We start from the raw sequence: 14,315 nt of genomic DNA on the forward strand, positions 1-14,315 counted from the left end.
ACTCAGTTAGAAGTGACAGACCCAGATGGAATCGTGACGCGTATCCGCTTAGCTAGATAGGATGTGATAAAGACCAGCATCTCATACTCAATGAAAATCAAAGAGCAAACTAGGAAACTAGCCGCAGGCTGCTCAAAACACTGTCTTGAGGTTGTAGATAAGACTGACGAAGTCAGCTCAAAACACTGTTTTGAGGTTGCAGATAGAGCTGACGTGGTTTGAAGAGATTTTCGAAGAGTATAAATAGCTTAGTGATAGAAGAAAATGGGGAAATATGGTATAATGAAACGATAGATTTTTGAATAGGAATAAGATCATGTTTGGATTTTTTAAGAAAGATAAGGCTGTGGAAGTAGAGGTTCCGACACAGGTTCCTGCTCATATCGGCATCATCATGGATGGCAATGGCCGCTGGGCTAAAAAACGTATGCAACCGCGAGTTTTTGGACACAAGGCGGGCATGGAAGCATTGCAAACTGTGACCAAGGCAGCCAACAAACTGGGCGTTAAGGTTATTACGGTCTATGCTTTTTCTACAGAAAACTGGACCCGCCCAGATCAGGAAGTCAAGTTTATCATGAACTTGCCAGTAGAGTTTTATGATAATTATGTCCCGGAACTGCATGCAAATAATGTTAAGATTCAAATGATTGGGGAAACGGATCGCCTGCCTAAGCAAACCTTTGAAGCTCTGACTAAAGCTGAGGAATTGACTAAGAACAACACAGGTTTGATTCTTAATTTTGCCCTCAACTATGGTGGACGTGCTGAGATTACACAAGCTCTTAAGTTGATTTCCCAAGATGTGTTAGATGCCAAAATCAACCCAGGTGACATCACAGAGGAATTGATTGGCAACTATCTCTTCACCCAGCATTTGCCTAAGGAGTTACGAGACCCAGACTTGATTATCCGGACTAGTGGAGAATTGCGCTTGAGCAATTTCCTTCCATGGCAGGGGGCCTATAGTGAGCTCTATTTTACGGATACCTTGTGGCCTGATTTTGACGAGGTGGCCTTGCAGGAAGCCATTCTTGTCTACAATCGTCGTCATCGCCGATTTGGAGGAGTTTAGGAGGAAATATGACACAGGATTTACAGAAAAGAACCTTGTTTGCAGGGATTGCCCTGGCTATTTTCCTACCAATTTTAATGATTGGTGGCCTCTTGCTTCAGATAGCAATTGGAATCATAGCCATGCTAGCCATGCATGAACTTTTGAAGATGAGAGGTCTAGAGACCATGACTATGGAGGGCCTCTTGACCCTCTTTGCAACCTTTGCCTTGACCATTCCCTTGGAGAATTACCTGACTTTTTTGCCAGTTGATGGGAATGTGGTTGCTTATAGTGTTTTGATTTCAATTATGTTAGGAACGACTGTTTTTAGCAAGTCTTATACGATTGAGGATGCGGTTTTCCCTCTTGCTATGAGTTTCTACGTGGGCTTTGGTTTTAATGCTCTATTAGATGCTAGAATTGCAGGTTTAGATAAGGCACTATTAGCCTTGTGTATTGTTTGGGCAACAGACAGTGGTGCCTATCTTGTTGGGATGAACTATGGGAAACGAAAATTAGCACCAAGAGTATCGCCTAATAAAACCTTTGAGGGTGCCTTGGGTGGTATTTTAGGCGCTGTTTTAGTAACCATCATCTTTATGATAGTTGACAGTACAGTTGCTCTTCCGTATGGAATTTACAAGATGTCAGTCTTTGCTATTTTCTTTAGCATTGCTGGACAATTTGGTGATTTACTAGAAAGTTCGATCAAGCGTCACTTTGGTGTCAAGGATTCTGGGAAATTTATCCCTGGACATGGTGGTGTTTTGGATCGTTTCGATAGTATGTTGCTTGTATTTCCAATCATGCACTTGTTTGGACTCTTTTAATCAAAAGACGGAGGAAATACTATGCTCGGAATTTTAACCTTTATTCTGGTTTTTGGGATTATTGTAGTGGTGCACGAGTTCGGACACTTCTACTTTGCCAAGAAATCAGGGATTCTAGTGCGTGAATTTGCCATCGGTATGGGGCCTAAAATCTTTGCTCACATTGGCAAGGATGGGACAGCCTACACTATTCGAATCTTGCCTCTGGGAGGCTACGTTCGTATGGCAGGTTGGGGTGATGATACAACTGAAATCAAGACAGGAACGCCTGTCAGTTTGACACTTACTGATGATGGTAAGGTTAAACGCATCAATCTTTCTGGTAAAAAGTTGGATCAAACGGCCCTCCCTATGCAGGTGACCCAATTTGACTTTGAAGATAAGCTCTTTATCAAAGGATTGGTTCTGGAAGAAGAAAAAATATTTGCAGTGGATCACGATGCAACGGTTGTGGAAGCAGATGGTACTGAGGTTCGGATTGCACCTTTAGATGTTCAATATCAAAATGCGACTATCTGGGGGAAACTCATTACCAACTTTGCAGGCCCTATGAATAACTTTATCTTAGGTATCGTTGTTTTTTGGATTTTAATCTTCATGCAGGGTGGTGTCAGAGATGTCGATACCAACCAGTTCCATGTCATGCCCCAAGGGGCCTTGGCTAAGGTAGGAGTGCCAGAAACAGCACAGATTACCAAGATTGGTTCACATGAGGTTAGCAACTGGGAAAGCTTGATTCAGGCTGTGGAATCAGAAACCAAAGATAAGACGACCCCGACCTTGGATGTGACTATTTTTGAAAATGGTAGTGACAAACAAGTTACGGTTACTCCGGAAGAAAGTCAAGGCCGTTACCTTCTAGGTGTTCAACCGGGGATTAAGTCAGATTTTCTATCCATGTTTGTAGGTGGTTTTACAACTGCTGCTGACTCGGCCCTACGAATTTTATCAGCTCTGAAAAATTTGATTTTCCAACCGGATTTGAACAAGCTAGGTGGACCTGTTGCCATCTTTAAGGCAAGTAGTGATGCCGCTAAAAATGGAATTGAGAATGTCTTGTACTTCTTGGCAATGATTTCCATCAATATTGGGATTTTTAATCTTATTCCGATTCCAGCATTGGATGGTGGTAAGATTGTGCTCAATATCCTAGAAGCCATCCGCCGCAAACCATTGAAACAAGAAATTGAAACCTATGTCACCTTGGCCGGAGTGGTCATCATGGTTGTCTTGATGATTGCTGTGACTTGGAATGACATTATGCGACTCTTTTTTAGATAATCGAGGAATATTATGAAACAAAGTAAAATGCTTATCCCAACGCTTCGCGAAATGCCAAGCGATGCTCAAGTTATTAGTCACGCTCTTATGTTGCGTGCTGGTTATGTTCGTCAAGTATCAGCAGGTGTTTATTCATACTTACCACTTGCTAACCGTGTTATTGAGAAAGCTAAAAATATCATGCGCCAAGAATTCGACAAGATTGGGGCTGTTGAGATGTTGGCTCCAGCTCTTCTTAGTGCCGATCTTTGGCGTGAATCTGGCCGTTATGAAACCTACGGTGAAGACCTTTATAAACTAAAAAATCGTGAAAAATCAGACTTTATCCTAGGTCCAACCCACGAAGAGACATTTACAGCTATTGTCCGTGATTCTGTTAAGTCTTACAAGCAATTGCCACTCAACCTTTACCAAATCCAACCTAAGTATCGTGATGAAAAACGCCCACGTAATGGACTTCTCCGTACACGTGAGTTTATCATGAAGGATGCATACAGTTTCCACGCTAACTATGATAGCTTGGACAGTGTTTATGATGAGTATAAGGCTGCTTATGAGCGTATTTTCACTCGTAGTGGTTTAGATTTCAAGGCTATCATCGGTGACGGTGGAGCCATGGGTGGTAAGGACAGCCAAGAATTTATGGCCATTACACCTGCTCGTACAGACCTTGACCGCTGGGTTGTCTTGGACAAGTCAGTTGCCTCATTTGACGAAATTCCTGCAGAAGTGCAAGAAGAAATCAAGGCAGAATTGCTCAAATGGATGGTTTCTGGTGAAGATACCATTGCTTACTCAAGTGAGTCTAGCTATGCGGCTAACTTGGAAATGGCAACAAACGAGTACAAACCAAGCAACCGTGTTGTTGCTGAAGAAGAAGTGACTCGTGTTGCAACGCCAGATGTTAAATCAATCGATGAAGTTGCAGCCTTCCTAAACGTCCCAGAAGAACAAACAATTAAAACCCTCTTCTACATGGCAGATGGTGAGCTTGTTGCAGCCCTTCTAGTTGGAAATGACCAACTCAACGAAGTCAAGTTGAAAAACCACTTGGGAGCAGATTTCTTTGACGTTGCTAGCGAAGAAGAAGTGGCAAATGTTGTACAAGCAGGTTTTGGTTCACTTGGCCCAGTTGCTTTGCCAGAGAATGTTAAAATCATCGCAGACCGTAAGGTGCAAGATGTTCGCAATGCAGTTGTGGGTGCTAACGAAGATGGCTACCACTTGACTGGTGTGAATCCAGGTCGTGATTTTACTGCAGAATATGTGGATATCCGTGAAGTTCGTGAGGGTGAAATTTCCCCAGACGGACAAGGTGTTCTTAACTTTGCGCGTGGTATCGAAATTGGTCACATCTTCAAACTCGGCACTCGCTATTCAGCAAGCATGGGAGCGGATGTTTTGGATGAAAATGGCCGGGCTGTGCCAATTATCATGGGATGTTACGGTATCGGTGTCAGCCGTCTCCTTTCAGCAGTGATGGAGCAACACGCTCGCCTCTTTGTTAACAAAACGCCAAAAGGTGAATACCGTTACGCTTGGGGAATCAATTTCCCTAAAGAATTGGCACCATTTGATGTGCACTTGATTACTGTCAATGTCAAGGACGAAGAAGCGCAAGCCTTGACAGAAAAACTTGAAGCAAGCTTGATGGGAGCTGGTTACGAAGTCTTGACAGATGACCGTAACGAACGTGTCGGAGTCAAATTCAGCGATAGTGACTTGATTGGATTGCCAATCCGTATCACTGTTGGGAAGAAAGCGGCTGATGGCATCGTAGAAGTGAAGATTAAGGCAACTGGTGACACCATCGAGGTTCATGCAGATAACGTGCTTGAAACGCTTGAAATCCTCAGCAAGAAATAAAAACTATAATCAGAAGAAAAACAAGGAAAAAATGTAACTAGTTTTTGCCTTGTTTTTTCTGTATAATGAGAAAAATGAGTAGATAAAGAGGTAAATGTATGCTAAGATTTCCAAAGGATTTTGTCTGGGGATCCTCTACTTCTGGGCCGCAGACAGAAGGACGTATAGCTGGTGACGGTAAGGGAGATAATCTCTGGGATTATTGGTACCAAGTGGAGCCAAATCGTTACTATAATGGGATTGGTCCAGATAAGACATCGACCTTTTATGAAAACTGGGAAAAGGATATTGAGCTACTGTTAGAAACTGGTCACACGGCTTTTCGGACTTCTATTCAGTGGTCACGGATTTTTCCACAAGGATGTGGGGAAGTCAATCCTCAAGGTGTAGACTTTTACCGTAAGGTTTTTGAGGCTATTAAGGCTAAGGGGATTCGTCTTTTAGTCAATCTTTATCATTTTGATCTGCCTTTTGCCCTTCAAGAGGATGGTGATGGTTGGGAAAATAAGGCGACTGTCTCAGCCTATGAAGACTATGCTCGTTTTTGTTTTGAGACTTATGGAGATTTAGTGGATCAATGGATTACCTTTAACGAGCCAATCGTTCCAGTAGAATTTGGCTATTTTTACGATGCCCATTATCCACATAAGGTGGATGCAGAGGCAGCCGTTAAAGTAGCTTATCACACACAATTAGCTAGCAGTCAGGCGGTTAAGGCTTGTCATGAACTTTTGCCAGACTCCAAGATTGGGATTGTCCTCAACTTGACACCGGCTTATCCACGTAGCCAGCATCCTGCTGATGTCAAGGCTGCTCATATTGCGGACCTCTTTCAGGCCCAATCTTTCTTAGATCCGTCTGTTTTGGGGACTTATCCACAGAAGTTGGTAGAAATCTTACATGAATACGGTCTCTTGCCTGATGCTACGGAGGAGGAGTTGGAAGTCATTCGTGACAATACAGTGGACTTCCTTGGTGTTAACTACTATCAACCTTTGCGTGTTATGGCTCCTCGATTTGCTAAGCATCCAGAGAGTCCACTCTTACCAGAACATTTTTACGAGCCTTATGTGATGCCTGGACGTAAAATCAATCCTCATCGTGGCTGGGAGATTTATGAGCAAGGGATTTATGACATCGCCCAAAATATCAAGGAAAATTATGGCAATATTGAGTGGATGTTGACAGAGAATGGTATGGGTGTTGAAGGGGAAGAAAAATTCCGTGAGAATGGAATGGTTCAAGATGATTACCGTATTGACTTTGTAAAAGGTCATCTTCGTGAACTTCACCGTGCTATTGAAGATGGAGCCAACTGTAAAGGATACTTAATCTGGACCTTTATTGATTGTTGGTCATGGCTCAATAGCTATAAAAACCGATATGGTCTAGTTGAGCTTGACTTGGAAACGCAAGAACGTCGTCTGAAAAAGTCAGGGTACTGGTTCAAGGAATTAAGCGATAATAATGGATTTTAAAAAGGACTCTGACTGATTATCCTAATTGGTCAGAGTTTTTTGGTTACAGGAGCTTAATTTGAACTATACCAATTTTTGCTCTTGACAAGTGAAAGAAACAAGTATATACTGTTTTTGCTGATTCTATAAAAGAAGAATTAGACTATACCAATTTTAAGGAGAAAGCACAGCTGGTCTGTGTCGTATATACTATGTGTGGAATTGTTGGTGTTGTTGGAAACACAAATGCAACTGATATTTTGATTCAAGGGCTTGAAAAGCTTGAATACCGTGGCTATGATTCTGCGGGAATTTTTGTCCTAGGTGGTGCTGAAAATCACCTAGTCAAGGCTGTCGGTCGTATCGCCGAATTGTCTGCCAAGACAGCTGAAGTTGAGGGAACAACTGGTATCGGACATACTCGTTGGGCTACTCACGGGAAACCAACGGAAGACAATGCTCACCCACACCGCTCTGAGACAGAACGTTTTGTCTTGGTTCACAATGGGGTGATTGAGAACTACCTTGAAATCAAGGAAGAATACCTTGCAGGTCACCACTTCAAAGGGCAAACAGATACGGAAATCGCCGTTCACTTGATTGGAAAATTTGCAGAAGAAGATGGCTTGTCAGTTCTTGAAGCCTTCAAAAAAGCTCTTCACATCATCCGTGGTTCTTATGCCTTTGCCTTGGTTGACTCACAAACTCCTGAAGTCATCTATGTGGCTAAGAATAAATCACCACTTTTGATTGGTCTTGGACAAGGCTACAACATGGTCTGCTCAGACGCCATGGCTATGATTCGTGAGACCAACCAATACATGGAAATTCATGACCAAGAGTTGGTCATCGTCAAGGCTGATAGTGTGGAAGTTCAAGACTATGATGGCAATAGTCGTGAGCGTGCTAGTTACACTGCTGAACTTGACTTGTCAGATATCGGTAAGGGAACTTACCCTTACTACATGCTCAAGGAAATCGATGAGCAACCAACGGTTATGCGTAAACTCATCCAAGCCTACACAGATGAGGCTGGTCAAGTTGTCGTAGACCCAGCTATCATCAAGGCTGTTCAAGACGCAGACCGCATCTACATCCTTGCAGCTGGAACATCTTACCACGCAGGATTTGCTTCTAAGAAGATGCTGGAAGAATTGACAGATACACCAGTAGAACTTGGAATTTCATCTGAGTGGGGCTATGGTATGCCACTTCTCAGCAAGAAACCACTCTTCATCTTTATCAGTCAGTCTGGTGAAACAGCGGATAGCCGTCAGGTTTTGGTTAAGGCTAATGAAATGGGTATCCCAAGCTTGACAGTGACAAACGTACCAGGTTCAACTCTTTCTCGTGAAGCCAACCATACCATGCTCCTTCATGCAGGTCCTGAAATTGCCGTAGCCTCAACCAAGGCTTATACAGCGCAAATCGCAGCCCTTGCCTTCCTTGCAAAAGCAGTCGGAGAAGCAAATGGTAATACTAAAGCGCAAGCCTTTGATTTGGTGCATGAGTTGTCAATCGTAGCCCAGTCTATCGAATCAACTCTTTCAGAGAAAGAAACCATTGAAGCCAAGGTTCGTGAACTTCTTGAAACAACTCGCAACGCCTTTTATATTGGGCGTGGTCAAGATTACTACGTAGCTATGGAAGCAAGCCTTAAACTCAAAGAGATTTCTTACATCCAGTGTGAAGGCTTTGCGGCAGGAGAACTCAAGCACGGAACTATTGCCTTGATTGAAGAAGGAACACCTGTCTTGGCCCTCTTGTCAGATCCAGTCCTTGCCAACCATACTCGTGGAAATATCCAAGAGGTCGCAGCCCGTGGAGCCAAGGTTCTCACTATCGCAGAAGAGAATGTTGCCAAAGAGACAGACGACATCGTGCTTACGACTGTACACCCATACCTCTCACCAATTTCAATGGTTGTACCAACGCAATTGGTCGCTTACTTTGCAACCCTTCACCGTGGACTTGATGTGGACAAACCACGTAACCTTGCTAAATCAGTAACGGTAGAATAAGCTAAAAAAGTCTAGTTATCTAGGCTTTTTCTTGTGAGCAAATCGGTTGATTGTCTTCAAGATTAGTGTTAGAATAATTTTTCAAAATGAAGGACAGAGGTAGACAAGGAGAATCACTGTGGTAGAATTGGGAATTTCAACATTTGGGGAAACAACGGAACTTGAAGGGACTGGCCAGACTTACAGTCATGCCGAACGCATTCGCCAGTTGGTGGCGGAGATTGAACTGGCTGACAAGGTTGGTTTGGATGTATATGGGATTGGCGAGCACCATCGAGCGAATTTTGCGGTATCAGCCCCAGAGATTATCCTGGCAGCTGGGGCAGTCAATACCAAGAAAATCCGTTTGACCAGCGCAGTCAGCATTCTCTCGAGCATGGATCCGATTCGTTTGTTCCAACAGTATGCCACTATCGATGCTTTGTCAAATGGACGAGCGGAGATTATGGCTGGAAGGGGTTCTTTCACGGAATCTTTTCCCTTGTTTGGATATGATTTGAAAGACTACGAAGCCCTTTTTGATGAGAAATTAGACTTGCTTCAATTAGTCAATGAAAAGACCAAGTTAGACTGGCAAGGTCGATTGACCCAAACGATTGCTGGTAAAGAAGTTTATCCTCGTCCAGTTCAGGACAAATTACCCTTGTGGATAGCGACAGGTGGTCATGTCGAATCAACAGTGAAGATTGCTCAGGCAGGTCTACCGATTGTCTATGCCATTATCGGTGGCAATCCTCGTTATTTTAAAAAGTTTATTCAGGCTTATCGTGAGATTGGGAGCGAAGCGGGCCATGCCAGTCAGGAACTAAAGGTTGGGGCTCATTCTTGGGGTTGGATTGCTGAGGATGGCGAGCAGGCGGTGAAAGATTATTTCCATCCGACCAAGCAAGTGGTGGATGCTATTTCTAAAGACCGTCCGCACTGGCAGGAATTGCGTTATGAGCAATATTTAGAGCAAGTAGGACCAAATGGCGCCATGTTTGTGGGCAATCCAGATCAGGTGGCAGAAAAATTGATTCGCATGATTAAGGATTTAGGTTTGGACCGCTTTATGTTGCACCTACCTCTTGGTTCTATGCCTCATGAACAAGTCCTGAGAGCTATTGAACTCTTCGGCACACAAGTGGCACCAAAAGTACGGGCTTACTTTGCCATGAAAGAGGCTTAATAAAAAATCCTCATCAGGCCTATTAGGACAATAAATATTGTACAAAAATCAATCCCCCGAGCGTTAAGACTTGGGGGATTGTTCTATAGGAGGGCTAGTTTATACTCTTCAAAAATCTCTTCAAACCACGTCGGTTTCCATCTGTAACCTCAAAGCAGTGCTTTGAGCAGACTGCGGCTAGTTTGCTCTTTGATTTTCATTGAGTTTTAGTTCTCTTTTTTGTTTTTTAGCAAGAATCCGAGACCTAGAAGGGCAAGGAGGTTGATTCCTGCCAACAGGAATTTGTTATCGTTGAGCTTCCTGTATTTGGATTAGTTATATCTAGCTATGCAAAGGTTATACAGTAGCAGTTTTAGCTAACCCATTCACCGTTTTCATTGACCAAATATCCTTCAACTCTTGTATTAACTGCAAGTTTACCTGATGAATCAACATAGTACCATTTGCCAGAAACTTCAAACCATTGATTTTCTTTCATAGCTCCTGATGGATCTAGATAGTACCAAGTATCTCCATCTTTTACCCAACCAGTTGACATAGAGCCGTTACTATTTAGGAAGTACCAAACATTGCCATCTTTCACCCAACCAGTTGACATAGAGCCATCATCTTTTAGATAATACCAAGTATCTCCATCTTTGATCCAACCAGTAGTTAGAGAACCGTCTGCTTTATGGAAATACCAGATGCCATTTTCTTGTTTCCAACTAGCTTTAGTTGCCTGATTTGGAGTTTCCGGTTTCTTATTTGTATAAGCTGGAGTGTAGGAAGTTACAATAGCTTGTGTAGAAGTAGCTGGAAGTGATTGAGTATTACTGTCCTTATGTGGTTGTGAAGCTTGTGAATCAGTTGTAGCTTGGCTAGGTTTATTTTCCGCATCAGCTACTTTTGCATTCGGTTTAGTAGAATCAGGTCTAGCTTGTGGAGCTGGATCTTGATGTGCAGGGTGAGAAGCTTCATTTTGATGTTCAGGCTTGGAAGGGGTTGAGTCTGGTTTCTCTTCTGCGGTTGACTCATGGCTAGTTCCATTTTGAGAGATTCGAAGAATAGTGGCTGTAAGGGCATTTAATTTCAAGCCTTTTTCAGTCCATTCAAGTCCTTTCGGGTTGGCAATTCCGACTGGCCCTGCTTGGTTTTCATCTGCTAAAACTTCAGCATTTCTGAGGTGGGCAAAGGCAGTTCCCAAGTTAAATTCGCGAGCTTTTTCATCCGCATTGACAAAGACTGCGTAGATATCACCGTTTGGAGCAGTGATTTGGTAGCCAATCACTACGTCCTCTTTTGCCACACCATTTTGACCTGGGACAGTGATGAGGTGGACACGGTCTTTGATATCTTGAAGACTCTTAAGTCGGAAGGCATCTGTAGATTGACGAAGAGCAATCAACCCTTTCATATAGTCACGGCTCTTGACATTTTCAGGATATGCTTTTCCATCTGTAGCCTTAGTCCAGTCAAACTTGTTGACTGCATCGCTAGAATCGTAAGAGTCATGGATGAAGTAAGGGTAGTCAAATGGATTGCCATCCTTATCACGCAACAAGTGAGATTTGTTTGGAACCTTATCCTCTGCTACTGGAGTCTTGTAGGCTGGGTCACGGAATTGTTTAGTACGTCCGTATTCCTGACCAGAGTGGATAAATGGAGTTCCTTGAGCTGTCAAGACCATGAGATTTCCAAGTCGCAAACGACGGTGGATTTCAGCATAGTTCTCAGCCTTGCTTGGGTCTTTTTTGATAGACTGGGCAATGATGTCAAAGAGAGTCAAGTTATCATGGGCTGCGATGTATTGGATGACATCTCCAGGACTGTCTGCTTCAAAGTTGGTTGGTTGAGCAATGAGATTTTTAAAGACAGTGTTGATATCACGCTTGCCACCTGTGATAAAGGCAGGTTGACCTTCGTTTGGATAACCAGACTTGAGGTTGTTGCGGATGTCATCTGAGAAGACAGCGACAGTATCGGTATGTTTCATCCAATCTTGGTCAGCAGCTTTAGTAGGCATGTTTTCATCGCCAGCATAGGTTCTCCAACCTTCACCCAGCATGATTAGGTTTGGATTGAGGGCGCGTGCAGCCTTGTAAGCTTCTTCGATAGAAGCCGCATCGTGGTCTCCCATCATATCGAAACGGAATCCATCCACTTTGTAGGTATCAACTAGATATTTGATAGAGTCAACTAGGAGTCGTTTGGTCATATGGTGGGTTGTCCCCAAGCGTCCACCACCAAAGCTAGTTCGAGGTGTGCCATCTGCATCCATAAAGTGGTAGTAGTTTGGCTCTAGGTCTTCGAAGATATCGACCTTGGCTGTGTGGTTATAAACGACATCTAGGATAGCTCCCATGCCACGTTTGTGGATTTCATTGATGAGGTTTTTAAATTCTGCGATTCGTTTTTCTGGATTTTTAGGATCGCTTGAATACATACCAGTCAATGAGAAGTAGTTTTGAGGGTCATATCCCCAGTTGTAGTTGCTGTTGCTTGAAGCATAGTCAGATAAGCGTTCGTGGTTCTTCAACTCATTGACAAAGTAGTAAGACAAGACTGGAAGGAGCTGGATGTGGGTCACACCCAAGTCTTTGAGATAGTCTAGTTTTTCAATAAAGGCTTCAAAGGTACCAAATGGTTTGGTCAAGTCTTTTGCAATGGCAGGATCTGAAGTGAAGTCACGCACATGAGCTTCGTAGATAACGGCATCTTCACGAGTCTTGAAGTTGTGAATCTTACCATAAGTCAAGTCTTGAGGTCCTAGTTTAGCTGGATTTACAAAGGCGGCTTTAGCCACTTTATGGGAAGCGTCTGTTTTTGCAAGATCACTATTCCAAGCAGCGAGGGATTTAGCGTAAGGATCGAGTGCAAGAACAGTTTTACCCTGACGCTCGATTTGGTATTGATAATAGTAGCCAGTGAAATCTGTGATTCCTAATTTGTTTGTGCTATCTAGAGTTTGTTTCCAAGTTCCTCTTTCTCCTTTTTCAAGAGCGACAGTTCCAACTACTTTGTCAGGGTCATTCTTGTCGTAGACAACGACAGAAACCTTATCAGCACTTGGTGACCAGAGGGTCAAATCAACCTGTTTTCCTTCTTCTTTGAGATCGGCTCCAAGTTTGCCATCATAGCTATAAGTCTCATCTTTCAGACGCCAGCTTGTTTTGGTAGTGAAGTGGTCGGAATTGTAGCTAACAGTATAGGGATGTTTTGTGTCAGAGAAATCTCCGCTGTAGGTCACTTTCTTACCAGCTTCATCGATTGCAACATCGGTGATAGTTACTTTGTTTCCTAGGTGATTAGTGATGTTGGAGTGCTTGAGGATATCCTCTTTTTTAGCACCAACAAGTGTTGAAAAACTACTTTCAATGCTAGAAGTGCCTACGTGTTGGGCACCTGTCATACGGATATCATGAACATAGTATGGATTTGTGTAAATCGATTCGTCATCGTCTTTTAGGAAAATTTGGCTATGATTTTTCAAATCTGTGAACTTATAATCTTCTTTACGGATTTTCACATCGTCTCCTTGTTTGCTCTCATCTAATAGTAAAAATCCAAATTCTTTGGCGGCATCCTTAAGAGGAATGTCGATATAGCGGCCGTATTTGCCTGTAGCAGTAAAGTCTGTTCCGTCAGGCCATTGAGCGCTACTTGGATTTTTCACATCTCCCCAGTACCAGAGAGATTTCTTGTCATAGTTGCCATCTGTACGGTAGTAGTTGACGCGAACAGTTCCTGCAGGTTGTGGCTCGTAAGAGAAGACCTTGTAATCTTGGTCTAACCAAGCCTCATTCATCTTTGGTGCCAGTTTTTCTACAGATTTATCGCCGGTTAGATTTTTTCCAGCTGTATTGTTGATGAGAAAGCTAATTTTCTTAGCTTGTTCTCCCTTTAATTTGACATCTAGGTAGTAGCCGTAGTCGTCTTTTTTGGCATCCTTAAAGGACAAGGCTCCGTTTGGCCAATTTTCAGATGGTTTTTCAACATCATCCCAAGTCCATAGTCCTTGAGAATCCTTGTTTTCTTCAGGAAGTTTTTTGACATGGATACGGAAGTAGTTGTCTTCGATTGGCTCTTCTGCCTTAGTTTCAGTTGCTACTGGACTAGTAGAAGTAGTTGGCTCATTTGAACGATCTTGTCCGGTTTGTGGTGCTGAATCGGCTGAAGTTGCAGCAGGAGTTGTTGGCTCTGTTGCAGGTTTTTCTTCTGTTTTTTCTAGGGAAGCGTTTGCATTATTAGGTGAAGAAAAATCGCTTTCGTTCTTGCCAGCGATGTTTGTTGCATCAGTAAGAGGTTGGGCAAGGGCAGTAGTGGTTTCACTATTACTTGCGTTAGTGGTTAGTGTACTTTCGTTGGCTGAGATAGTTGACGTAGCCATAGCAAGTAGGACAAGGCTTGCGCCGATAAGGACAGAACCAGTTCCATTTTTGAGGGAACGGATGCTGTAGACCATTTTTTTCTCAGTTTGAGATGGTGTTTTTCTCATAATGATTCTCCAATCAATAAATTTCTATATCAGTATAGCATGTAGCAAAATAATATGCAAGCGTTTTCTTTGGTTTGTCAAAGAAATTCTTACTTTTGAGAAGTTTTCCGTATTATTTTATATATCAGTATAAATAATGGAAATAATACTCAATGAAA

General features: G+C 42.9%; 8 protein-coding genes. 7 read left to right on the forward strand and 1 reads right to left on the reverse strand.

The features are described from left to right. The first annotated feature begins 316 nt into the window (after nt 1-316). From HT730_RS09010 to HT730_RS09040, 7 genes are all read left to right on the forward strand, one after another. Nucleotides 317-1,075 (forward strand): isoprenyl transferase, encoded by a 759-nt coding sequence (locus HT730_RS09010; RefSeq protein WP_173307388.1) that lies wholly within the window; start codon nt 317-319, stop codon nt 1,073-1,075. Nucleotides 1,076-1,083: 8 nt separating this feature from the next. Further along, entirely contained in the window at nt 1,084-1,887 is an 804-nt protein-coding gene (locus HT730_RS09015) for a phosphatidate cytidylyltransferase (protein ID WP_173307389.1), read from the forward strand. A gap of 21 nt (nt 1,888-1,908) precedes the next feature. Then, nucleotides 1,909-3,168 (forward strand): RIP metalloprotease RseP, encoded by a 1,260-nt coding sequence (gene rseP, locus HT730_RS09020; protein ID WP_173307390.1) that lies wholly within the window; start codon nt 1,909-1,911, stop codon nt 3,166-3,168. 12 nt (nt 3,169-3,180) lie between these two features. Then, nucleotides 3,181-5,034, forward strand: coding sequence for a proline--tRNA ligase (locus HT730_RS09025; RefSeq protein ID WP_173307391.1), 1,854 nt, complete (start codon nt 3,181-3,183; stop codon nt 5,032-5,034). A gap of 98 nt (nt 5,035-5,132) precedes the next feature. Further along, the gene (bglA, locus tag HT730_RS09030; protein ID WP_173307392.1) at nt 5,133-6,512 is read left to right on the forward strand and encodes a 6-phospho-beta-glucosidase; all 1,380 of its coding nucleotides are present in this window, start codon (nt 5,133-5,135) and stop codon (nt 6,510-6,512) included. A gap of 191 nt (nt 6,513-6,703) precedes the next feature. Further along, the gene (glmS, locus tag HT730_RS09035) at nt 6,704-8,512 is read left to right on the forward strand and encodes a glutamine--fructose-6-phosphate transaminase (isomerizing) (protein WP_173274983.1); all 1,809 of its coding nucleotides are present in this window, start codon (nt 6,704-6,706) and stop codon (nt 8,510-8,512) included. A gap of 118 nt (nt 8,513-8,630) precedes the next feature. Next, on the forward strand, nt 8,631-9,680 hold the full coding sequence (locus tag HT730_RS09040; protein ID WP_173274984.1) for an Atu2307/SP_0267 family LLM class monooxygenase: 1,050 nt from the start codon (nt 8,631-8,633) through the stop codon (nt 9,678-9,680). 352 nt (nt 9,681-10,032) lie between these two features. Here the strand turns inward: HT730_RS09040 and HT730_RS09055 are convergent, their stop codons facing one another. Then, nucleotides 10,033-14,157, reverse strand: a complete 4,125-nt coding sequence (locus HT730_RS09055; RefSeq protein ID WP_240151481.1) for a pullulanase — start codon at nt 14,155-14,157, stop codon at nt 10,033-10,035. Between the last annotated feature and the right edge of the window lie 158 nt (nt 14,158-14,315).

Origin of the sequence: Streptococcus sp. k-628 (assembly GCF_013277475.1) — a bacterium.
Lineage (GTDB): Bacteria > Bacillota > Bacilli > Lactobacillales > Streptococcaceae > Streptococcus.